This is a genomic window from Tenacibaculum aquimarinum, assembly GCF_022478115.1.
Taxonomy (GTDB): domain Bacteria; phylum Bacteroidota; class Bacteroidia; order Flavobacteriales; family Flavobacteriaceae; genus Polaribacter; species Polaribacter aquimarinum_A.
Genome location: NZ_JAKGSC010000002.1, coordinates 228022 through 252686, shown reverse-complemented (window position 1 = coordinate 252686; position 24665 = coordinate 228022). Strand labels below are relative to the sequence as shown.

Annotated in this window: 23 protein-coding genes; 9 read left to right on the top strand and 14 right to left on the bottom strand. The window is 28.2% G+C overall.

Going from position 1 to position 24665, the window contains the following annotated elements:
• Positions 1–70 precede the first annotated feature (70 nt).
• The 9 genes from L1S33_RS07040 (at position 71) to L1S33_RS07000 (ending at position 10373) form a co-directional block, all read left to right on the top strand.
• On the top strand, positions 71–1516 hold the full coding sequence (locus L1S33_RS07040) for a C1 family peptidase (RefSeq protein WP_240561805.1): 1446 nt from the start codon (positions 71–73) through the stop codon (positions 1514–1516).
• A gap of 10 nt (positions 1517–1526) precedes the next feature.
• Positions 1527–4340, top strand: coding sequence for a caspase family protein (locus L1S33_RS07035; RefSeq protein ID WP_240561804.1), 2814 nt, complete (start codon positions 1527–1529; stop codon positions 4338–4340).
• 88 nt (positions 4341–4428) lie between these two features.
• On the top strand, positions 4429–5262 hold the full coding sequence (locus L1S33_RS07030) for an ion transporter (RefSeq protein ID WP_240561803.1): 834 nt from the start codon (positions 4429–4431) through the stop codon (positions 5260–5262).
• 2 nt (positions 5263–5264) lie between these two features.
• Complete coding sequence (miaA, locus tag L1S33_RS07025) at positions 5265–6182, top strand: tRNA (adenosine(37)-N6)-dimethylallyltransferase MiaA (protein WP_240552278.1); 918 nt, start codon at positions 5265–5267, stop codon at positions 6180–6182.
• Positions 6183–6239: 57 nt separating this feature from the next.
• Positions 6240–6743 carry an OmpH family outer membrane protein gene (locus L1S33_RS07020; RefSeq protein ID WP_240552277.1) on the top strand — a complete coding sequence of 168 codons (504 nt, stop codon included), beginning with the start codon at positions 6240–6242 and terminating at the stop codon, positions 6741–6743.
• 9 nt (positions 6744–6752) lie between these two features.
• Entirely contained in the window at positions 6753–7568 is an 816-nt protein-coding gene (locus L1S33_RS07015; RefSeq protein WP_240561802.1) for a DUF1853 family protein, read from the top strand.
• 45 nt (positions 7569–7613) lie between these two features.
• Positions 7614–8243: a TMEM175 family protein gene (locus L1S33_RS07010; RefSeq protein WP_240552276.1), complete on the top strand. Its 630-nt coding sequence runs from the start codon at positions 7614–7616 to the stop codon at positions 8241–8243.
• Positions 8236–9033: a LytTR family DNA-binding domain-containing protein gene (locus L1S33_RS07005; protein WP_240561801.1), complete on the top strand. Its 798-nt coding sequence runs from the start codon at positions 8236–8238 to the stop codon at positions 9031–9033. The genes L1S33_RS07010 and L1S33_RS07005 overlap by 8 nt, the downstream gene beginning before the upstream one ends.
• Positions 9034–9128: 95 nt before the next feature.
• Positions 9129–10373, top strand: coding sequence for a S41 family peptidase (locus L1S33_RS07000; protein WP_240561800.1), 1245 nt, complete (start codon positions 9129–9131; stop codon positions 10371–10373).
• A gap of 132 nt (positions 10374–10505) precedes the next feature.
• On the opposite strand, the gene creD is transcribed toward L1S33_RS07000, so the two are convergent.
• The 14 genes from creD to typA all read right to left on the bottom strand — a co-directional run bounded on the left by creD (position 10506) and on the right by typA (position 24521).
• Entirely contained in the window at positions 10506–11870 is a 1365-nt protein-coding gene (gene creD, locus L1S33_RS06995) for a cell envelope integrity protein CreD (protein ID WP_240561799.1), read from the bottom strand.
• Between the two features lie 98 nt (positions 11871–11968).
• Positions 11969–12568 (bottom strand): bifunctional phosphoribosyl-AMP cyclohydrolase/phosphoribosyl-ATP diphosphatase HisIE, encoded by a 600-nt coding sequence (gene hisIE / locus L1S33_RS06990; protein WP_240561798.1) that lies wholly within the window; start codon positions 12566–12568, stop codon positions 11969–11971.
• A 3-nt stretch (positions 12569–12571) separates the two neighbouring features.
• Positions 12572–13327 carry an imidazole glycerol phosphate synthase subunit HisF gene (gene hisF / locus L1S33_RS06985; protein ID WP_240552270.1) on the bottom strand — a complete coding sequence of 252 codons (756 nt, stop codon included), beginning with the start codon at positions 13325–13327 and terminating at the stop codon, positions 12572–12574.
• Complete coding sequence (gene hisA, locus L1S33_RS06980; RefSeq protein WP_240552269.1) at positions 13328–14065, bottom strand: 1-(5-phosphoribosyl)-5-[(5-phosphoribosylamino)methylideneamino]imidazole-4-carboxamide isomerase; 738 nt, start codon at positions 14063–14065, stop codon at positions 13328–13330. It abuts the gene before it with no gap.
• 43 nt (positions 14066–14108) lie between these two features.
• Positions 14109–14387: a GIY-YIG nuclease family protein gene (locus L1S33_RS06975; protein WP_262914344.1), complete on the bottom strand. Its 279-nt coding sequence runs from the start codon at positions 14385–14387 to the stop codon at positions 14109–14111.
• 49 nt (positions 14388–14436) lie between these two features.
• Positions 14437–15018, bottom strand: a complete 582-nt coding sequence (hisH, locus tag L1S33_RS06970) for an imidazole glycerol phosphate synthase subunit HisH (RefSeq protein ID WP_240552268.1) — start codon at positions 15016–15018, stop codon at positions 14437–14439.
• Positions 15018–16154: a bifunctional histidinol-phosphatase/imidazoleglycerol-phosphate dehydratase HisB gene (gene hisB, locus L1S33_RS06965; RefSeq protein ID WP_240561797.1), complete on the bottom strand. Its 1137-nt coding sequence runs from the start codon at positions 16152–16154 to the stop codon at positions 15018–15020. Before hisB ends, hisH begins: the two co-directional genes overlap by 1 nt.
• A 1-nt stretch (position 16155) precedes the next feature.
• Positions 16156–17193 (bottom strand): histidinol-phosphate transaminase, encoded by a 1038-nt coding sequence (gene hisC, locus L1S33_RS06960; protein ID WP_240561968.1) that lies wholly within the window; start codon positions 17191–17193, stop codon positions 16156–16158.
• 2 nt (positions 17194–17195) lie between these two features.
• Positions 17196–18476: a histidinol dehydrogenase gene (hisD, locus tag L1S33_RS06955; protein ID WP_240561796.1), complete on the bottom strand. Its 1281-nt coding sequence runs from the start codon at positions 18474–18476 to the stop codon at positions 17196–17198.
• Between the two features lies 1 nt (position 18477).
• Positions 18478–19335, bottom strand: coding sequence for an ATP phosphoribosyltransferase (hisG, locus tag L1S33_RS06950; protein ID WP_240552265.1), 858 nt, complete (start codon positions 19333–19335; stop codon positions 18478–18480).
• 267 nt (positions 19336–19602) lie between these two features.
• Positions 19603–20514, bottom strand: coding sequence for an EamA family transporter (locus tag L1S33_RS06945; protein WP_240552264.1), 912 nt, complete (start codon positions 20512–20514; stop codon positions 19603–19605).
• A gap of 9 nt (positions 20515–20523) precedes the next feature.
• Positions 20524–21675: a class I SAM-dependent methyltransferase gene (locus L1S33_RS06940; protein ID WP_240561795.1), complete on the bottom strand. Its 1152-nt coding sequence runs from the start codon at positions 21673–21675 to the stop codon at positions 20524–20526.
• Positions 21676–21871: 196 nt separating this feature from the next.
• Complete coding sequence (locus tag L1S33_RS06935; RefSeq protein ID WP_240552262.1) at positions 21872–22471, bottom strand: MCP four helix bundle domain-containing protein; 600 nt, start codon at positions 22469–22471, stop codon at positions 21872–21874.
• 277 nt (positions 22472–22748) lie between these two features.
• On the bottom strand, positions 22749–24521 hold the full coding sequence (gene typA / locus L1S33_RS06930) for a translational GTPase TypA (protein ID WP_240561794.1): 1773 nt from the start codon (positions 24519–24521) through the stop codon (positions 22749–22751).
• Between the last annotated feature and the right edge of the window lie 144 nt (positions 24522–24665).

Here is a 24665-nt window from a genome sequence, read left to right as displayed (position 1 = left end):
CGTCAAATGACGTATTTTAATCCCTTTTATAATATTAGATTTTTGTTTTTTAACCAAAAACAACACTGCAATGTTAAAACGCAATCTATTATTAACGCTATTTATAGTAGTATTTTATTACGCTTCATTTTCTCAAGAAGGTAATTTAGGAACTGGCTTACAGTTTGATCAAGAAAGGTATGAATCTATTGAAATGTCTGCTCCATTAGTTTCTAGAAGTTTTGAGAAGCTTCCTTCCAAATTTAGTATAAAAGGCTACGCTCCTACTCCAGGAAACCAAGGAGCACAAGGTTCTTGTGTTGGTTGGTCTAGCGCTTATGGTGCAAGAACAATAGCTAATGCTGTAAAAAATGGATGGGAAAACAATCTTACAAAAATTAATCAAAATACCTTTTCTCCTTCTTTTGTATATAATCAAATAAGAGTAAATAATCTTTGTCAAGGTGCATTTATAGAAGATGCTATGAAAATTTTGAATGTAAAAGGAGCTTCTAAATTAACTGAATTTCCTTATGATTCAAGAAATTGTACAAAGCCACCAACAAATTCAACATTAACTTCTGCTCAGAATCATAAAATATTAACTTTTGAACGATTAGCACGTTGGAATAATCCATATAATCTTGTTAAAAAAGTAAAAAAAGCTATTGCAAATAAAAATCCAGTAGTAATAGGATTATTTAAGTTTAACAGTCTAAAAACCGATTTTAATAACGTTTGGGTTTCTAACTACGGAAAAAAAGGACACGCAATGGTTGTTGTTGGTTATGACGATAATAAAATGGGAGGCGCTTTTGAAATTATGAACTCTTGGGGAACTCGTTTTGGACAAAATGGTTTTTTCTGGATTAAGTATTCAGATTTCCAAAGACAAGTAAAAACGGCCTATGTATTAATAGATAAGAATAAAGACACAAATAATGATACTAACAATAACCCTATTGTTAGTAATACTTTAGGAGGTGAATTAAGATTAGAATTAAGTAATGGACAAAACATGCCAATAAGTTTATCTAAAGATGCAAATAGAGGTTTTAATATTGTAAAATCTAGCAAAACAACTTATAAGGTTAATAAATCGTATTCTTCAGGAACTCAATTTAGGATTTACCTAAAATCTAAACAAAGAGGTTATGTATATTTAATAGGTTATAGTGGCGCAGACAAAGCAGCTGAAAAATTATATCCATTTGATAAGTTTAGTCCATTTTTTAATTATTCAAATAGTGAAATTGCATTGCCTAACGAAGACTATTTTATAGAGTTTGACAATAAACCAGGTCAAGACATACTTTGTGTATTATTCAGTAAAGAAAAATTGAATATTACTAACTTACTTAGTAATGCAAAATATAACTCTGGAGATTTTGTAACTAAAATTAAAACAGCTTTACAAAAACACACTTATAATGGTACAAACGTTAATTTTAATAGTAATAAAATAGCTTTTAGCGCAAAATCTAATAAAAGTACCGATAAGATTGTACCTATATTTATTGCTATGAATCATAAATAATTAACCGAATATGAAAGATTTTAAAAAACACATACTAAAAGTACTTTTACTATTTACTACTTTTTGTTTTAGTCAAGATTATTTTTTTAATGACGATTTTAACGATAATTCTAAAAAATGGTATGTTGGTAATACTAATAATTTCGATTTAAAAGTATTTAATGGTAGATATTATTATGAATACAAAAACACCGAAAAGAACTTATTAATTTTTTCTCCAAAGTTTAAAATTAATACTTCTGATAATTTTGAAATGGAAAGCTCAATTCAAAAAATTTCTGGAGTACAAGATTATGGTTATGGAATGTTTATTCAAAAAGAAAATAAAGATCGTCTTGAGTTAACTATCACTAGCAATGGTTATTATCAAATAAATCAAAAGAAAAATGGCTCATTTACTACAATTCATAAATGGACAAAATCTGAAGATATAAAAAAAGGAAACTATGCTGTAAATACTTTAAAAATAAAAAAGAATGGAACTATTATTTCTTTTTATGTAAACAATAAACTTTTAATTTCTAAGTCTATATCTGAGGTTTATGGAAATTCTGCTGGATATATTATTAATAGAAATCAAAAAATTTCAATTGATTATTTAAGAATTAAAAAGGCAACTAAAAACTCTTACAATAACAATATTACCTCAGTTAATACTTCTTTAAATGAAACTTTTAGTAGTAATTCTAATAAATGGACTATTAGTAATAATGAGTTTGTAACCTATGATATTAATTCTGGAAAATATTATTTAGAACACAAAAAAGAAAAAGGCGGTTATTCTTCAACTATTAACAATGTTATTGATGAAACTAAAGATTTTGAGTTTGAAACTAAAATAGATAAAATAAGTGGTGTTACTAATTATTCTTACGGAATAATGTGGGGTAAAAAAAGTGATAGCAGTTTTCGATTTTATATTACTTCTAACGGATATTATAAATTTGTAAGAAATGTAAAAGGTAAAGAAGAGAAAATTATAAATTGGAAAACAACTTCTTTTATAAATAAGAAGAACGGAGCTTCTAATATTATAAAAATTAAAAAACAAAATAATAGATACCTATTTTATATAAATGGGAACTATATCAATGAATCTGATTTTGAACCTTTTTATGGAAATCATATAGGTTTTATTTTATTCAATAAGCAAAAAATAGCAATAGATTATTTAAAAGTAAAACAAAATAAAAACTCTAATAACAACAATAACTCAATAGTAGCCAAGCAAATGTCTGTACCAGTTTCAGACAATTTCACAAACAACAATAATGGTTGGATTTTAAATAGTACAGATAATTATTCTGCAGAAATAAATAATGGAAAATTTGTATTAGACAGAAAAATAAAAGGTGGTATTTTCTTTAAAAATGAAATAGATTTAAACACCCAAAAAGATTTTATTTTAGAGACATCATTTACAAAACAAACAGGCGCATCTAACTTAACTTATGGTTTAACATTTGGTAGAAAAAACTCTGCTAATGAGTATAGTTTCTTTTTATCAAATACTGGGCAATATCTTTATAGAAAATATGAAAACAACAAATATTCTGCCATAATTCCTTGGACTCAGGCAGATGTTATAAAAACAAATTTGTACCAAGAGAATGTTATAAAAATTGTAAAGAGTAATCAATTATTACGTTTTTATATAAACAATGTTTATGTAAATGAATTTCCTTTTGAAGGTTTTTTCGGAAACAAAATAGGTTTTACAGTTTATGATAAACAAAAAATAGCTGTAAATTATTTTAGAGTAAAATACCAAACAACAAATCATAATAACCCTCCAATTATTGTGATTTCTGAACCAAATGTTGAAGAAAAAAGAGGTTTTAAAATTGTTAAAGCTAAGAAAATAACAGTAAGAGGACATGCTTCTGACTCAGATGGAATTTATGAAATATTAATAAACGGTGTTGAAGCAAACGTTTCTGAAAACGGAAATTTTGTTGCAAATGTTCCATTAAAATATGGTAAAAATGAATTAATTGTTTCAGCAACAGATTTAAAACAAGCTACAGCTACCAAGAAATTTACCATTAAAAGAAAATCTAACACAAACTTTGACACTAATTCAGAGGTTATTACTAACAACGCTAATCAGAATATAGATTTAGGTTTTGGTAAATATTATGCCTTAATTATTGGTGTTAGTGATTATGAAGACGAATCTATTGATGATTTAGAAGGTAAACCATTAAGAGATGCAGAAAAATTGAGGCAAGTATTAACTCAGCAATATAATTTTAATTCACAAAATGTAATTGTTTTAAAAAACCCAAAGGACAACGAAATAAATAGAGAACTTTTTAAGCTTAGAAAAAAAATAACAACAAAAGATAACTTATTATTATTTTATGCTGGACATGGTGTTTTTCAAGATGAAATTGGTAGTTGGCTTCCTTCTAATGCAATAATGGAATATGAAGAAAATTTGTTTAGTAATTCTAGTTTAGTAGATCATTTTAAAGCCATAAAATCGAAACATACATTATTAATTTCTGACGCATGTTTTAGTGGAAGTATATTTAAAACTAGAGATGTAACTAAAACGCCAAAATCTATTCAAAGAAAATTTGAATTACCAAGTAAAAAGGCAATTACAAGCGGAACTTTAAAAACAGTACCAAATGAAAGTGTTTTCTTTAAATACTTAATTAAAAGACTAGAAAATAACCCAAATAAATATTTATCTGCAAGAAAATTATTTGACATGATAGAAGATCCAGTAATAAATAACAGTGAAAATAAACCACAATATGGAACTATACATGGAATTGGAGATGAAGGAGGAGATTTTATTTTCATTAAAAAATAACATTCTAACATTAAAAGTTACACTGTTATATCGTTTTATTTTATAAAATAATTTGTAGTATTGTATCAAAATCAACAATAATATTTTTTTGGATAACACTAAACCCACATCTTTAACTTGGAAAGAAAAACTTCATGAAATAATTTATGAAGCAGATACTCCTTCAGGTAAATTATTTGATGTTGTTTTATTAATAGCAATTGTTGCAAGTATTATATTAGTTATGCTTGAAAGTGTTGAGAGTTTTGATAATAAATATCATAATTTTTTAAATATTTCTGAATGGGTTATTACAATTCTTTTTTCAATAGAATACATTGCAAGAATTATAACTGTTAAAAAACCATGGAAGTATATCTTTAGTTTTTATGGTATTATTGATTTGTTATCAACTATTCCAAAATATTTATCGTTTATTTTTATAGGATCGCACCATTTAGCAGCTTTAAGAGCACTACGTTTATTAAGAATTTTTAGAATTTTAAAGTTAGCCCGTTATATTGGTGCTTCAAATAGATTATTAGTTGCACTAAAAGCAAGTAAAGCTAAAATTTCAGTATTTCTATTTTTTGTAGTTATTTTATGTGTTATTTTGGGTACAATAATGTACATGGTTGAAGGTGAAGAAAACGGTTTTACAAGTATACCAAGAAGTGTGTATTGGGCAATTGTAACACTAACAACTGTTGGTTATGGAGATATTGCGCCTAACACGCCATTTGGGCAATTTTTAGCAAGTATAATTATGATTTTAGGTTACGGAATTATAGCAATTCCTACAGGAATTGTTTCTTCTGAGATGACAAAAGCAACTACAAATGATATTGACATGAATACACAGTCTTGTCCAAATTGTACAAGTGAGAACCATAAAGATAATGCTGAGTTTTGTTATGAATGCGGACATAAATTAAATCCCTAAAATTGAATAATTCAGCAATTAAAAATACTTTAATTACTATTGTTGGACCTACAGCAATTGGTAAAACCGCATTGAGCATAAAATTAGCTAACACATTTTCTTCAGATATTATTTCTTGTGATTCTCGTCAGTTTTTTAAAGAGATGAACATTGGAACAGCTGTTCCTGATACTGAAGAATTAGAAGCTGCAAAACATCATTTCATTCAAAATATTAGCATTTTTGAAGAATATTCAGTTGGTCAATTTGAAAAAGATGCTTTAAAAAAATTAGATTCCTTATTTGAACAAAATCCAGTTCAAATTATGGTTGGCGGAAGTGGATTATATGTAGATGCTGTTTTAAAAGGATTAGATTATTTTCCTGAAATTTCTCCAGAAATAAGAACAAATTTGAATAATGAACTTATAGAAAAAGGATTAGAATATTTACAATTAAAACTAAAAGATTTAGATCCTGAAACCTATTCAACTATAACATTAGATAACCCAAAACGAGTTACTAGAGCTTTAGAAATTTGTATTGGAACTGGTAAAACGTATTCATCATTTATAAATAAACCAAAAGCACCACGTAATTTTAATTCTATAGTTATAGGTTTATCTGCAGATAGAGAAATATTATACAACAGAATTAACCAACGTGTAGATTTTATGATTGAAAACGGTTTAGTTGAAGAAGCTCAAAAACTACATCAGCATAAAGAATTAAATGCTTTAAAAACGGTAGGTTATAGAGAGCTTTTTAATTATTTTGAAGGAAATTTCACTAAAGAATTTGCAATTTCTGAAATTAAGAAAAACACCCGACGTTTTGCAAAAAGACAAGGAACTTGGTTTAGAAGAGACAAAAATATTTTGTGGTTTGATTATCAAACAGATGTTCAGAAAATTATATCAAACATTAAAGATAAAATTTAACGCTTTTTAAGACAAACACTTTTTAGGCTTTATTATATTTGCTAAAATTTAACAAAAATGAAATCAAAATTAATAGTAGTAATTGCATTAATAATATCATCAATTACAATAGCACAATCTAAAGTAGGTACCGTAAACAGTGAGTTTATTATAGGAAAAATGCCACAGATGAAATTAGCTTTAGAGCGCGTTAGTAATTATGGAAAACAATTAGACTCTACATTCCAAATTAAAGCAACAGATTATAAAATCAAAGTAGATGCTTATAATGCTGTAGAAAAAACGCTCTCTGATACCGATAAAAAAACTAAAATTAAAGAATTACAAGATTTAGAACAAGAACTTGGAAAGTTTCGACAAAACGGTACCACTATGATGAAACTAAGAAGAGAGGAATTTATGAGGCCTTTATATAAAAAAGTTAATGAATTAATTTCTGAGATTGCTAAAGCAGAAGGTTATACACAAGTTTTAACAACTTCAGGTAACGAATTTGCTTTTATTGATGATCGTTTTGATATAACTAAAAAGGTGTTAGATAAATTAGGGATTACAGAATAATTCCCATTGATGTATATAAATACAAAAGAATTACAATTACAATATCAAGGTTTTTTAGAAACACCTTTTCTATGGAATGGAAAAGGTGTTTTTGGTTTTAAACAATTTGAATATAAGCAACTAAAAACCAATTTCTTAAATGTTGAAATTCAACAAAAACTACGTTTGGGTAAATTAGTTGAACGATTTGTCTCGTTTGAATTTAAGCAAAATTCTGAAATTCAAATTTTAGCAGAGAATATTCAAATTCAGAAAGATAAAATTACGCTAGGAGAATTAGATTGCTTGTTATTGAGAAATGAAAAAACTATTCATTTAGAAATAATTTATAAGTTTTATTTATATGACGCTAAGTTAGGAACAACAGAAATTGAACATTTTATTGGGCCAAATAGAAAAGATTCTTTAACTCAAAAACTAACCAAACTAAAAGAAAAACAGCTACCACTTCTCTACTCTAACGAGTGCAAAACGTATTTAGAAAGTATCAACTTAGATGTTTTTAATATTGAGCAACAAGTTTATTTTAAAGCACAATTGTTTGTTCCTTATGCTAATTTTAAATTGAAATTAAATACATTAAATCAAAGTTGTGTTGTTGGCTTTTATATTAAAAGAACAGAATTATTAGATTTTTCAACTTGTAAGTTTCATATTCCTAAGAAGAATAACTGGTTGGTAGAACCTCATAAAAACATTAATTGGTTAAAGTTTGATGAATTTTCAGAGAAATTAGACACTTTTTTAATTGATGAAAAATCACCTTTATGTTGGCTTAAAAAAGCTAATGGAGTATTGTATAAAATATTTATAGTTTGGTGGTAAAATTAAAATTGATTTGTTAAATTTGGATTTAACAATATTTATAACATGGAAAAAGAAACGTATGATAAATCTAGGGTAATAAATTTCACGGATGCTGTTTTTTCAATAGCAGTCACACTACTAGTTTTAGAAATTGTTCTTCCAAGTTATAAAGAGTTTAGGACTTATGATACACTAGAAATTTTACAAAGAAGAATTCCTAGTTTTATTGGGCTAATTGTTAGTTTTTTAGTGATTACTTTGTACTGGATTAATCACATGAGAATTTTTAAACATGTAACTTCTATAGATACAAAATTACTTTGGTATACTATTTTCCTTCTTTTTTTTGTAGTGCTACTTCCCTTTTCTACTGGGTTTTATGTAAAGGGATTTAATTATATCGGTCCTTTTGTCTTTTATTGCTTTAACCTTTCTGCTATTGGTCTATTTAATCTTTTAATAAACGTTTACGTATCTAAAAAGGAAAAAGGATTAACGGGTATTACTCCTATTTTAGCAAAGTATTATAAATACAGAGCCTTAAATGCTTTATTAATTTGGGTTATTACTGGAGTTTTAGCTTTAGTTTGGCCCTATATAGCTCGTTTTCTATTTATTTTATTATTTGTTTTTGAGTTTTTAATTACACGTAATTACAAGAGAAAAATAAAAAGAGAAGCTGAATTTGAATAAAAAATATCCTTTTGATCCTTCTATCAAACATCATTTAATAATTGCCTTGGGGTTATTAATTTGGATTTTTATTTTCCTTTATTTTACTGAGCCTTTTGATGTTAATGAACTTGTAAATTCAGAAAAAATAATATATTTACCAGGTTATGGTATCGTTGGAGGACTTTTATACTTAATTTCACTTCCTTTTCAATATTGGTTATTTAATAGAAATAAAAAAACTTGGACATTAGCACTTGAAGGTTATTTTTTAATCTTTTTTATTTTGCTTTCAATACTTTTAATTCGATTGTTCTATCTTCAATTTGTAGTTAATTGGCATCCAAATGCACATGATTTATCTTATCATATCTTTGCTATTATTCTACCTGCTTTATTAACTATTTTACCAATCATTATTTTTGGTCGATTTGCATTTGGAAAATATAAAAATAAAAAAACTGAAGCGCAGAAAATAGAAATTAAAGGTGAAGGAAATTATGAAGGATTACGTTTATTTTTAAATGACATCATTTGTATACAATCATCAGATAATTATATCGAAGTTTTTTACTTGTCGGGAAACGATTTAAAGAAGAGTTTAATTAGAAATAAACTTTCTGTAATTGCTGATGAATTTCCTCAATTTTTAAGAACACATCGTTCTTATATTATCAACCCATTTCATTTTTTACAGTGGAAAACAGAAAATAGTAAACTATTTGTTGTTTTATTTCACCACATAGAAGTGCCAGTTTCAAGAACGTATCAAAATGATGTAAAAGCTGTTTTGAATTCTACCACAGAATAGCTGTATTTCGCCCCAAACACCTATTAATATAGCGTTTAATTTATTTTTCTAAAATACATTTGTATCAGAAAGTTTAATCAATTAAAACACTAATTATGAAAAATTTATGTACACTTAGTATTGTATTTCTAGTATCAATCTCTTCTATTTTTGCACAATCAGAAACTTGTGACTGTAAAACAGACTTAGATTTTATAGTTTCTAAAATGAAAAAAATGCCGTCTTATAAAGATCAAGTTAAAGGCGAAAAGGCTATTGAATTTAAAGATACTTATAAGACGCTTTCAGAAAAAATGAAGCAACCTATCTTAATTGAAGATTGTTATAAATTATTATTACAGCAAATGTTATTGGTAAATGACGTGCATGCTTCCTTGACTTTTAAAAAAGAATACCTTTCAAAAGAAGACGTTAAAGACTCAATTAAAATAGCAGCATTTAAAACTTTAGATATTTTTAAAAATCATCCAAAAACAAACAAAAATATTTCAGTCCTAAAAGACGAGTTATCTAAAAAATCTATAGAAGATTTAGAAGGGATTTACAATTATGGCGAACTTCAAAAAATAGGTATTTATTATTCAGATAATAAAAAAGATTTAATTGGTGTTGTTTTAGAAAGTAAATTAAATCAATGGGAAGCAGGTGAAATTATATTTTATGCAACACAAACAAGCAGTATTAAATACAACTTGTACTATTACAATCCAACAACAAGAAAACCAGGTTTAGTTAAAAGTATTTCTTTTGAAAATGGAAGAATTTGGGGTTATAAAAAAGAAGGTAATTCTTATAATGCAGAATTACCAATAAAAGATCAAAGCAATTTGGTGTTTAAGCAGATAAATGAAAATACTCAATATATGTATTTTAGGGATTTCAATTCTTTTTCTAAAAAAAATAGAAATGCTTTTAAGAGTTTTTACAATAAAATGAAAAAAGAATTAAATGCTGAAAATATTATTGTAGATTTAAGAAGTAATGGTGGTGGAAATAAAAAATTATCTGATCCTTTTTTAAAACTATTAAAAAAGAAAAATGTTTATATTTTAACAAATTGTTTCGCAGGTAGTAACGGAGAACAATTTACTTTAAAATTAAGAAACCTTAAAAACGCAAAACACTTAGGACAAACTACACGTGGAATTATTTCTTACGGAATGAATTATGGTTATAACTACAACACACCTTCTGGAAACTTTAATATAAAGCCTACAGATATGGACTTCAGCAAGTATTTAAGATATGAAGGAAAAGGTGTTGTCCCACAAATTAAATTAGAATTTAATAGAGATTGGATTGAACAAACTTTAGAAATTATTGCTAAAGACAATCAATAATATAATAAGTTATGTGTTTCTAATGCGCGATTAAACTTTCTATATTTTATGCATTAGATTATTAATAAAACGCTCGCAATTTAATTGCGAGCGTTTTTGGATAATTCTACCACTTCTCTACTTCATTTAAAATTAACTGTTAGACCAATCAATTTTTCTAGAAACAAACATTACAGTCGCTAGAATTAAAAACAAACCAACACTTCCCACCAATAATGCATAACTTTCTAACTGAATAATTATAAAAATAAATGCATATAAAACAGTTAATGAAACTCCAATTAGTAACATGAATTTTATACTCTTTAATATATTTTTTGCGTAAAATGTAATCAGACTTACTACTGAAACACTTGCTATTATGTAAGCTTTAAAGAAATTACTGTGTTCAGAAATTGAAACTAATAAGGTGTAAAACATTAACAATGCTAAACCAATCATTAAATACTGAAAAGGATGCATGTTTATTTTACTAATTGTTTGTATTAAAAAGAAAACTAGAAAAGTTAAAATAATTACTAAGAAACCATATTTAGCCGAACGTTCACTTTTTTGGTATTCATCTACAGGTATTTTAAAATTTACCCCAAAATCAAATTCATTTAAATGTGGTAAACCATTAAAGTGTTGTTGAGAAAAAGGGCGATTAACATCTAGTATTTTCCATTTTGCATCAAAACCATTGTCATTAATTTTATCGGGATTAAAAGGTAAAAACTCTCCCATAAATTTTGCGGTTTTCCAACTAGAAGTTATTTGAGCAGTTGTTTCTTTTCCTATTGGAATAAAACGAACTTCTTTACTTCCTCTAACATTAAAATCTAAAGTGAATTTTAAAGATTTTGTGTTTTTTTGAAGTTCACTTAATGAGAATTTATCTGTCTCTAAAGTATAATAACCACCATCTTGATGCCTATTTGAATTAGCAGATGATAAACCTAGGTTTTTACCATTAATATTTATTGACAATACACTACTAACGCCTTTTACATTAGTGGTTTTTAGTAGAATTTTACTTTTATTCCAAAGTATATGTTCTTTTTTGATTTCTAACTTACTAAAATCAATGGAATCAAAACCTCCGTTAATCTGAATTTTACTATTAAAAACTGCTGTTGTATAAATTCCTCGTTTCTTTTCTTCAGGATTTATGACAGAATTAATGTCTAATTTATTAGGAAAAAAGTAACCGTATTTAATTCTTTCAATAGTTTCGGTTGTTACTTTTTTAGTCTTTTTATCAGTAATTATTGTTTCAGTAAAAACTTTATAAGGAACTTTTAAAATTGGTCCATAAACAACAACTTCATTTCCCCATTGTTTCCCTATTTCATTAACAACACTTTTTTGCCGATTGGATCTTTCGTAAATTAAACTTTCAATAAAGATTAAAGGAATCATTAAAATTAGGCTTAAAAACCCAATTATAAACATTCTTGCTACTGAAGAATTCTTATTCCATTTTACTTTTCTTTTTGGTTGTTGATGTTGTTCCATAATACTAATTTTAAAGTTTTTAATACTTCAAAATTAGTCTAGAATGGATTTTATTAATGTGGTAAATTAGAATTCGTAGTTAGTGATTTAGAATTCGTTTATTTCTGTCTTTTCTTTAGTTCTGCTTCAATATCTTTTAAAGTAAAACCTTTTGCTTGTAACAACATTAAGTAATGAAAAAGTAAATCTGCAGATTCATATAAAAACAGCTCATCGTTATTATCCATTGCTTCAATAACCGTTTCTACTGCTTCCTCTCCTACTTTTTGTGCTACTTTATTAATTCCTTTTGCAAATAAACTTGCTACGTAAGATTTTTGCGTGTCTTTATTAGCAACTCTTTCTGTAATTACATTTTCTAACGTAGAAAAGAAACCAAAATTAGAATTGTTTGCTTCTTGCCAACAAGTATCTGTTCCTTTATGGCAAGTTGGTCCGTTTGGATTTACTTGAATTAGTAAACTATCATTATCGCAATCTAATTTAATATCTACTAAATTCAACGTATTTCCGCTCTCTTCCCCTTTTGTCCAAAGTCTATTTTTAGTTCTGCTGAAAAAAGTCACCAACTTTGTTTCTTTTGTTTTAGCAAAAGCTTCTTCATTCATATAACCCAACATCAAAACATTTTTTGTTGTTGCATCTTGAATGATTGCCGGCACCAATCCGTCGTTATTTTTATTGAAATCTATGTTCATAATCTATATTCTTACTGGTATATTTTGTTCTTTTAATGCTTCTTTTAATGTTGAAATAGGAATTTCGCCAAAATGAAAAACACTTGCTGCTAAAGCTGCATCTGCTTTACCTAATGTAAAAGTATCTGTAAAATGTTGAATACTTCCTGCGCCACCAGAAGCAATAATTGGTATATTTAATTCTGTTGATAATTTTGCTAAAGCTTCATTTGCAAAACCTGCTTTTGTTCCATCATTATTCATTGAAGTAAATAAAATTTCTCCAGCGCCACGTTTTTCAACTTCACTTGCCCAATCAAATAGATTTAATTCTGTGGCAATTGTTCCACCAGCTAAATGCACAATCCATTCGCCATTAATTTGTTTTGCATCAATTGCGACTACAACACATTGACTTCCGAATTTATTAGATAATTCATTTACTAAATCTGGTCTTTTTACTGCTGAAGAATTAATAGAAATTTTATCAGCACCACATTTTAAAAGAGCATCTACATCTTCAACTGAAGAAATTCCGCCACCAACTGTAAACGGAATGTTTACTTGCTCTGCAACCTTTAAAACCATTTCTAACATGGTTTTTCTTCCTTCTAAAGTGGCTGAAATATCTAAAAAAACCAATTCATCTGCACCTAATTCTGCATATTGTTTTGCTAAAACTACAGGATCTCCAGCATCAATTAAATTTACGAAATTGACACCTTTTACAGTTCTTCCATTTTTAATATCTAAACAAGGTATTATTCTTTTTGTTAGCATTTATTTGTTGATTATAAAATTTTCTAATTGTTTTAAACTAATCTTATTCTCATAAATAGCCTTTCCAATAATAACTCCTTCGCATCCATTTTCTGCCAACTTTGGCAATTCAGAAAATGTAGAAATTCCTCCTGAAGCAATTAATTTTAATGGTTTTACTTCGGATAAAATAGTATTATAAGTATTAAAACTGGGGCCTTGTAACATACCGTCTTTAGAAATATCTGTACAAATTACATATTGAATTCCTTTTTGCTGATAACCAGAAATAAAAGGAATTAATTCTAAAGTACTTTCTTCTTGCCAACCATTTGTAGCAATTTTTCCACCAGAATTATCCGGATAAAAATCAGCTCCTAAAATAATTTTTTCTGAACCATATATTGAAATCCAACTTTCAAAAATTTCTTGATTTTTTACAGCAATACTTCCTCCTGTAATTTGATTAGCACCAGAGTTAAAAGCAATTTCTAAATCTTTATCAGATTTTAAACCACCACCAAAATCAATTTTTAAATTGGTTTTAGAAGCAATTTGTTCTAATACTTTATAGTTGATAATTTCGCTTGCTTTTGCGCCATCTAAATCTACAACGTGTAAATACTCAATTCCTGCAGCTTCAAATTCTTTGGCTACTTCTAACGGGTTTTCGTTATAAATTTTCTTTGTGTTATAATCTCCTTTTGTTAAACGAACACATTTTCCGTCTATAATATCTATTGCTGGTATTATTCTCATTGATTAACTTGTTAATCAACCCTGAACTTGTTTCAGGGTCTTTTTATTCTACTTCTAATGTTATCAAACTGGGATTAGATTCTTTAATTAAATTCCATTTCCAATCTTTATGCCAATTTTTAAGTTGCTTCTCCCTTTTTCTTGCTGAATTACTATCAATAAACTCTTCAAAATAAATTAATTCACAAACACTGTATTTCTTTGTAAATAAAGCCCCATCCCCTTTTTTATGTTGTTCTACTCTTCTTTTTAAATTATCTGTATAACCAATATATAAAACTGTTCTATTTTTATTTGTTAATATGTAACAGTAATATTTCAATTGTATAGTTATTTAAATTTACAGATTCTGAAACAAGTTCAGAATGGAATTAAAGGTTTAAAAAATTCTCAAGAATTTTTTGACCTTCAATTCCACTCTTTTCTGGATGAAATTGAACACCATAAAAATTATCTTTTTGTAATGCAGATGCATATTCAATTTCATAATCTGTTGTAGCAATAGTTTCATCACATTTTTCAGCATAAAAACTATGTACTAAATACATAAATTCTTTATCCTTAATTCCTGAAAATAAATCTGATTTTAAATCAGAAATTACATTCCAACCCATTTGAGGAACTTTTACTGAATTAGAAAACTTTTTTATAGCTACATCAAAAATTCCTAGACCTTTTGTATTTCCTTCTTCCGAAGAATTACACATTAATTGCATTCCTAAACAAATACCTAAAACGGGTTGCTTCAAAGTTGGAATTACTTTATCTAATCCGCTTTCTTGCAACATTTTCATTGCAGAACTTGCTTCTCCAACTCCAGGAAAAATCACTTTATCTGCTGCTTTTATTTCATCAACTTTATTTGATAAAACAGCATCAATTCCTAATCTTTTAAAAGCAAACTGAATGCTTTTAATATTTCCGGCTCCGTAATCTATAATTACTAATTTCATTATAACATTCCTTTTGTTGATGGCAAAAACATCTTATTAGCATCTCTTTTTACAGCCATTTTCATTGCTTTTGCAAATGCCTTAAAGATTCCTTCAATTTTGTGATGTTCGTTAACTCCTTCAGCTTTAATGTTTAAGTTACATTTTGCACCGTCTGTAAACGATTTAAATAAATGTAAAAACATTTCTGTTGGCATATCACCAATCATTTCTCGTTTAAAATCTGCATCCCAAACCAACCAAGGTCTTCCGCCAAAATCTACTGCAGCTTGTGCTAAACAATCGTCCATAGGTAAACAAAAACCGTAACGTTCTATGCCTAATTTATTTCCTAATGCCTTGTTGAATAATTCTCCCAAAGCAATCATAGTATCTTCTATTGTGTGATGCTCATCGACCTCTAAATCTCCATCAACTTTTACAGTTAAATCCATTGCACCATGACGCCCAATTTGATCTAACATGTGATCAAAAAATTTAACACCAGTAGAAATATCATTTTTACCAGAACCATCTAAATTTAATTTGATGTAAATTTTGGTTTCGTTTGTATTTCTGGTAATTTCTGAAACTCTGTCTTCTAATTTTAAAAACTCATAAATAGTTTTCCAATCTGTAGAAGTTAAGGCAATACTGTTTAAAATTTCTTGTTTAGAAGTTTCAATTTCATCTGCACCTAATTCTGGGTCTTCCGATAAGAAAATTCCTTTTGCTCCCAAGTTTTTAGCCAATTCCATGTCTGTAATTCTATCTCCTAAAACAAAAGAGTTTTCTAAATCATATTCCTCAGAAAAATACTTGGTTAACAAACCTGTTCTTGGTTTACGAGTTTCTGCATTTTCATGCGGAAATGTTTTATCTATATGAACTTCTGTAAAAACAACACCTTCTTTTTCGAAAGCAGACATTACTTTATTTTGCGCAGGCCAAAAAGTATCTTCTGGAAAGGAATCTGTACCTAAACCATCTTGATTTGTAACCATAACCAATTCGTAATCTAATTCAGTAGCAATTTTTGCCATGTATTGAAATACTTTTGGATAAAATTCTAACTTTTCTAAACTATCTAATTGATAATCAACTGGCGGCTCTAAAACTAAAGTTCCGTCTCTGTCTATAAATAATACTTTTTTCATCTTAAATTTCTTTTAAAGCGTTGATTAATTTAGCATTTTCAGATTTTGTTCCAACTGTAAAACGCAAACAATTTTCGCACAAAGGTTGCGTTGTTCTATTTCGAATAACAATTCCTTTTTCTATTAACTGCTTATATCGTTTTGTGGCATCATCAACTTTAACTAACACAAAATTACAATCTGTTGGAAAGATATTCTGAATAAAATTAATGTCTTTTAATTTAGATATTAGTAGGCTTCTTTCAATTTTAATTTTAGCAACTTCTTCTTCAACTTCTTCAACTTTTTGTAAACGTTCTATTGCTTTTTGTTGCGTTAATTCGTTTACGTTATAAGGTGGCTTTATTCGGTTTAAAACTGAAATTATTTCTTTAGATGCATAACATACACCTAAACGTATTCCTGCTAAACCATAAGCTTTAGAAAGGGTTTGTGTTATTATTAAATTCGGAAAATCTGCTAACTTATCTAACCAGCTTTTTTGTTCGGAAAAATCGATATAAGCTTCATCTATAACTACTAAACCATTAAATTTATTCAATAATTCTTCTACTATTTCAGTTGAAAAACTATTTCCTGAAGGGTTATTTGGAGAACATAAAAACAAAATTTTACTATTCTCATTTATAGCTTCTAAAATCTGATTTACTTTTGGTTGAAAATCTTCCGTAAGTAAAACTCTTTTATTTTCTATTGAATTAATATTCGCCAACACATCATACATTCCATATGTTGGTGGTAATGTGATAATATTATCTTTATTTGGTTCGCAAAAAGCTCTAAAAATTAAATCTAGAACTTCATCACTTCCATTTCCTAATAAAATGTTTTCTTTTGAAATTCCTTTTATATTAGACAACAAATCTTTAACTGAATTCTGTTGCGGATCTGGATAACGATTTACACCATTTTCAAACGGATTTTCATTCGCGTCTAAAAAAACCATTGTATCTGTAGTTGCGTCTTTGTATTCATCTCTTGCTGATGAATATGGCTTTAAAGACTTGATGTTTTCTCTTACTAAATCTAGAATATTCATCATTATAAATCTTTTAAACGAATTGAAACTGCATTTTTATGTGCATCTAAACCTTCTGCTGCAGCCATTAATTCAATAGATTTTCCTATTGATTTAATTCCTTCTTTAGAGATTTTCTGAAACGTAATACTTTTTGTAAAACTATCTAAATTAACTCCAGAATACGATTTTGAAAATCCGTTTGTTGGTAATGTATGATTGGTTCCAGAAGCGTAATCACCTGCACTTTCTGGTGTGTAATTACCTATAAAAACAGAACCAGCATTTTCTATATTATTAACATAAAAATCATTATTATTTGTACAAACAATAAAGTGTTCTGGGCCGTATTCGTTTATCAATTCTAAAGCAATTTCATCTGTTTCTACAAAAATAGATTTTGAATTATCGATTGCTTTTTGAGCGATTTCTGCTCTACTTAATTGAGCTAATTGTGTTTTTATTTCTTTTTCTACTTCAGCAATTAAATCTTTAGAAGTAGAAACCAAAATTACTTGGCTATCTGCACCATGTTCTGCCTGACTTAATAAGTCTGAAGCTACATAACTTGCATTTGCAGAATTGTCTGCAACTACTAATAATTCACTTGGACCAGCTGGCATATCTATGGCAACTCCATGTTTTGTTGCAATTTGTTTTGCAACGGTAACAAACTGATTTCCTGGTCCGAATATTTTATATACTTGTGGTATTGTTTCTGTTCCAAACGTTAAACCTGCAATAGCTTGAATTCCTCCTACTTTTATAATTTTTGTAACACCACATAAATTTGCAGCATATAAAATAGCCGGATTTATTTTTCCTTCTTTATTTGGTGGAGAGCATAAAATTATTTCTTTACAACCAGCAATATTTGCAGGAATTGCTAACATTAAAACTGTTGAAAATAAAGGTGCTGTTCCTCCAGGAATGTATAAACCAACTTTAGTAATTGGTCTTTTTTCTTGCCAACATTCAACTCCATTTATAGTTTCTACAAATACTTTTGCTGTTTTTTGTGCTGCATGAAATTTTGTGATATTTTCTTTTGCAAGTTGAATTGCTTCTTTTAAATCATTAGAAACTAAATTAATGGCTTCTTCTATTTCTTTTTCTGAAACAATTGTGTTTTCTAAAGAAACACCATCAAACTTTGTTGTGTATTTATTAATTGCAGCGTCTCCATTTTGCTGAACATCTGCAAAAATCTCATTTACAACACCTTCAATATCATCAACAGTTTTTGTTGGTCTTTCTAAAATTTTAGTCCAGTCTTTTTTTGATGGATTTATAATTGTATTCATTTTAAAGCACCATTTTTTCAATTGGACATACTAAAATACCTTCAGCTCCATTTGCTTTTAATTCATCAATAATTTCCCAAAAATCGTTTTTGTTAATTACAGTGTGAACAGAACTCCAACCTTTTTCAGCCAAAGGTAAAACCGTTGGACTTCTCATTCCTGGTAATAGATTTAAAATAGCATCTAATTTATCGTTTGGAGCATTTAACAATACATATTTAGAATTTCTTCCTTTTAAAACAGATTGAATTCTAAACTGAATCTTATTTAAAATTGCTTTTCTTTCATTAGAAATTTGAGGCGAAACCGCTAAAACTGCTTCCGACTTTAATAATACTTCTATCTCTTTTAAACCGTTTTTAAATAATGTTGAACCACTAGAAACTATATCGCAAATTCCGTCTGCCAAACCAATATTTGGTGCAATTTCTACAGAACCATTAATTTGGTGTAATTGTGCTTCAATATTTTGTTCGTTTAAAAATTTCTGAACCGTTTTCGGGTACGAAGTTGCAATTCTCTTACCGCTTAAGTCCTTTAAAGAATTAGCTTCTGAATCTTTAGGAACAGCTATAGAAACTTTACATTTAGAAAAGCCTAAACGTTCTATAAACTCAATATCGCTTCCTTTTTCAATTAAAACATTTTCTCCAATAATGGCTGCATCAACTACTCCATCTTTTAAATACTGAGGAATGTCTCCATTTCTTAAATAGAAAACTTCTACAGGAAAGTCTCTTGCTGCGGCTTTTAATTGATCTTTTCCATTGTCTATAGAAATACCAATGTCTTTTAAGATTCTCATTGAATCTTCATTTAATCTTCCTGATTTTTGTACTGCAATTCTTAATTTACTCATTTTGTTTTGTTTGATGTCTGAACAAATACCGGTTTTAAAAAATAAAAAACCCGTTTGATTTGCTCAAACGGGTTTTAAATATCTTGATTTTATTCAATACATTTTTAAATCGCTCGAGTGCAATTGTAAAAATGATGATGATGTGCTTGAATAAATGTCATGTCTTATTTTCTTACTGCAAATATTCTAATTTTATTTTGATAAATCAAAATGATTCCGATAAATTTTTCTTTAAATATCAAAATTTATCATTTTTTAAATATTTGTTTAATTTTTCCTTGCAACTGTATTGTTTACCCTTTTTCTTGAAGTAATAAAATAAACACCAGTTAGTAAGATTCCTGAAGCTATTATTGATTGTATTGTTAGATTTTCATCTAAAACATACCAACCTAAAAGTAATGCTACAACTGGATTTACATATGCAGATGTTGCTACTTTTTCTGGTGAAACTACTTTTAATAAATAATTAAATGCTGTAAAAGCTACGATTCCTCCAAAGAAAACTAACAGAATCATTGATAATTGAACTTTAAAACTTAAATCTAAAGGAGAAATCCAAGATTCCTTAAAAAGTAAACTAGATGCTGCTAAAATACCGCCAGCAATAAGCATTTGATAACCAGTTGTAACAAAAAAGTTTTTAGGCAAATCTGCTTTTGAAACAAATACGCTTCCATAACTCCAACTTAACACACAGGTTAAAATCATAAAAATACCTAAAACACTACCTTCTGAAGTTGTAATTCCTTTTTGACTTACTAATAAATACATTCCAAAAAGACCTAAACAAACACCAATAATAGATTTGCGTTGCATTTTTTTTCCATCTATTAAACGCAATAAAAACAATACAAATAACGGTTGCGTTGATGCTAATAATGCAGCAAAACCACTATCTACATACTTTAAAGCCCATACAAAAACGCCATTTCCATAGACTAAAAACAAGAATCCAGCAATTGCTGAATTTAGTAATTGTCTTTTAGTTATTTTTAATGAAAACCCCATAACTTTAGCTATTAACATTATTAAAAGTCCAGCTACAATAAAACGTTGTGATGCTAAGAATAAAGGTGCAATTTCTGCTACTGCAATTTTATTCCATAAATAAGTAGATCCCCAAATTACATAAATGGAAAAAAATGCCAAGACAACTAATATTTTAGAGTTTTTCATTAAAGTATATTATAAAAGTGTTTCTAAATAATGATTTTCAATAGCATACGCATCTTTTAAACTCGCTATTTTGGTGTCAATTTTTGCTGAATCTATCTTTTTTGAAGACTTACTTCCTACTAACATTACGTTTTTACGTGTATGTTCGTTACTTATAAACTCAAATACTTTGGTGTTATAATTGTTTTTTTCAAGAATTAAAGCTCTTATAGTATCAGTTACCATTTCAAACTGACGTTCTTTAAAAATTCCATATTTTAATAACGGACTCTCCTGCTCTTTTCCTTTTACTTGTTGGCGAATTTGTTTATGACAACAAGGCGCGCAAATAATAAGTTCAGAATTTGCTGATAATCCTTTAAAAATAGCATCGTCAGTTGCAGTATCACAAGCATGTAATGCAATTAAAATATCTATTTTATTAGTATCGTATTCTTGAATTGGTTGTGCAACAAAGTTTAATCTTTTGAAATCAGATTTTTTAGCAACATCGTTACAGTAATTTACCAACTCTTTACGTAATTCTATTCCAGTTACGGTTGCATTGTATTTCTTTTGATTTACTAAATAGTCATACAGAGCAAAGGTTAAATAGCCTTTTCCAGAACCCATATCAACAATATTAATATGTTTTGGCAATTTTGTAGATTTTAATAAACCTTCAATAATTTCTAAGTATTTATTAATCTGACGATATTTATCTGCCATTTTATGAATTACTTTACCTTCTTTATCGGTAATTCCTAAATGATGTAGATAGCTTCCTGCCTCTGCTAAACGCTCTTTGGGTTTATCGTGTGTTTCTGGTAATTTATTTTTAAAACTAGGCGCATTTACTCTGTAAGAAACTTTTTTCTTTTTAGAAATGAATACTAATAAATCATTTGCTAATGTAAATAACGTAGCAGCTCTAAAATTATCCATCAATAAGATTTCTAATTCAGATAATGCTTCTGTAATAGTATAGTTTTTTACTTTATCGTTTGTTGTATAATGATAGGTAAATTGAAACTTTTCTGCTCCTTTTATTTTCACCAATCTAACATAAACGTTAGGTAAACCATCCCCTTTTCTAGTTGGCTTACTTAAAGTTAATTTTACAAAATTATTATCTAAAACACTTTGATTAAGTGTATCTCTAAATTGTTGAAATTCGTTCATAATGCAAAAATACTATAAATCGTTTAGCTTTTATTTTTAATTGTTAAAAAACAAATATTTTATTTGAAGTTATTTCCCTCTTGATTTTTTGGTAAAAAAACGCTAACTTATCTAACGACTGATATAATTAATTAAAACGACGCATATCAGCGTTAAAGTTGTGCAACATTTCCCAAAACCGTTACGAGTAATTCTATTAGGACTTTTCTTTTGGCTTATACATTACTATAATCTGAATTAAAACAGCCGAAAACACCAAAAAATAAATTTCTATTTGAGTAAACAATTCAACATTATCAAGAGCTCGTTTACTAATTGACATCTGTCGACTTCCTTCATTTAGCTGTATTTTGGACAAATCATTAAGGTTAGTTTTTAAACTTTCGATGTGATTAACAATTTGGAAATTATTACTGTAATCAGAATTCAAAAATTGACGTTCAGAATCTATAAGCGACTGAACATTCCCTTTTAAATCTTTAAAAACTTTCGCTTCCTCTGATGTCAACTTTGTTTGCTCAAACCTAGAAACTAAAGATTGTAAATTATCGTTGACTTTGGAGTTTTGATTTTGGAAAAAAGTGGAATCTGACAATGATACTGCTAATTCCTTCTGCTGAACCGACTTTAGCATTTCGAAAATTAAATCATTTGCTATTAATCTATCCTCGTAAATCGTAACGACTGAATCACGAACTCGAACAAAATTGTTTTTATCGATTAAATTTGTTGCAATGATTAAAACAAAAATCATTAGAATTCCAAGTATCCATTTTAACTTATTGTAGAGTGTCATATAAACCTAATTTTAGAGGAATAAATCTAATTGCAAAGATACAAAAAACGTTGCACAACAATGTGTATAATTCATTGCTAGTAAAGGCTTACTTACGAAAATTCCGCTGAAATTTTCTATCTGTGATTTGTTTGCTAACTTTAGTGCTTAAACACGTAACGAAACCATACACAAAACCGTTAGCGAAACCTCAAAAAAATCCATGAAAAAAGCTCAAGTTAAAACTTGAGCTTTTTTATTTTATATAGATTCCTATCTTCACAGGAATGACAAAATGTTACGCTTTAAATTTAATTTTACGCATTCTTAAGCTTTCTGGTGTAACTTCTAAATACTCATCTCCTTTAATGTATTCCATACATTCTTCTAAAGAAAAGTCGATTTTTGGAGCAATTTTCATTGCATCATCTGTACCAGACTTACGCATGTTTGTTAATTGCTTACCTTTTACAAGGTTTACAGCCATATCGTCTGATTTAGAGTTTTCTCCAATTACTTGACCAATATAAATTTCTTGGTTAATATCAATAAAGAATTTACCTCTATCTTGTAAACGGTCTAATGCATAAGCAGTTGCTTTTCCAGCAGCAGCAGATACAATAGCTCCTTTAATTTCTTCAGTAAAATCTCCTTTATAAGGTCCGTATTCAGAAAAACGGTGGTTAATAATTGCTTGACCAGATGTTGCTGTTAAAATTTTATTTCTTAAACCTATTAAACCTCTTGAAGGAATTGTAAACTCTAAGTGTTGTAAATCTCCTTTTGGTTCCATAATCATTAAGTCTCCTTTACGTAAAGAAACTAAGTTTACAGCTTTAGAAGCTACATCTTCTGGTACATCAATAGATAATGTTTCGTATGGTTCAGATTTTACTCCGTCAATTTCTTTAATAATTACCTGAGGACGACCTACTTGTAACTCATAACCTTCACGACGCATTGTTTCAATTAATACAGATAAGTGTAATACTCCACGTCCGTAAACGTTAAATTTATCTTCAGAATCTGTAGTTTCTACTTTTAATGCTAAGTTTTTCTCTAATTCTTTAAATAAACGATCACGTAAGTGACGAGAAGTTACATATTTACCTTCTTTACCAAAAAATGGAGAGTTGTTAATTGTAAACAACATACTCATTGTTGGCTTGTCAATTTCTGTTCTTGGTAATGCTTCTGGGTTTTCTAAATCTGCAATTGTATCACCAATTTCAAATCCTTCAATACCTGTAATAGCACAAATATCTCCACAAGGTACTTTATCTACTTGAACTTTACCCATTCCTTCGAATACGTGTAGTTCTTTAATTCTTACTTTTTTATTGGTACCATCTGCTTTACATAACATGTAATCTTTACCAGCTTCTAAGTCTCCTCTAAATACACGTCCAATAGCAATTCTTCCTGTAAATGAAGAAAAGTCTAAAGAAGTAATTTGCATTTGTGGAGTTCCTTCGTTGTATTTAGTTTCTGGAATAGATTCTAATACTGCATCTAATAATGGTACAATATTGTCAGTTTCGTTTTGCCAGTCTGTAGACATCCAGTTGTTCTTTGCAGAACCATAGATTGTTGTAAAGTCTAATTGTTCTTCAGTTGCTTCTAATGCAAACATTAAATCGAACACTTTCTCATGAACTAAGTCTGGAGTACAGTTTTCTTTGTCTACTTTATTTACAACAACAATTGGTGTTAATCCTAATTCTAAGGCTTTACCTAATACAAAACGAGTTTGTGGCATTGGTCCTTCAAAAGCATCCACTAATAATAAAACACCATCAGCCATTTTTAATACACGTTCTACTTCTCCTCCGAAATCGGCGTGACCAGGTGTATCAATTACGTTAATTTTTGTGTTCTTATAGTTTACAGATACGTTTTTAGAAAGAATTGTAATTCCTCTTTCACGTTCTAAATCGTTATTATCTAACAATAAATCTGTACGTTCTTTACGATCGTCTAAAACTTTTGCTTGGTCAATAATTTTATCAACTAAGGTTGTTTTACCGTGATCTACGTGGGCTATAATAGCGATATTTCTAATTGGTTGCATTTGTGTATTCTTAAATTTCGTGCAAAAATAGTTGTTTACAAGCGAATTACACCTAATATCTCTAATTATTTTAGATTTGAATTGTTTTTACGTTGAAGTGATGGTGAAAATATGAGGTTTTTACCACGGTTTTCTGCAACTGAA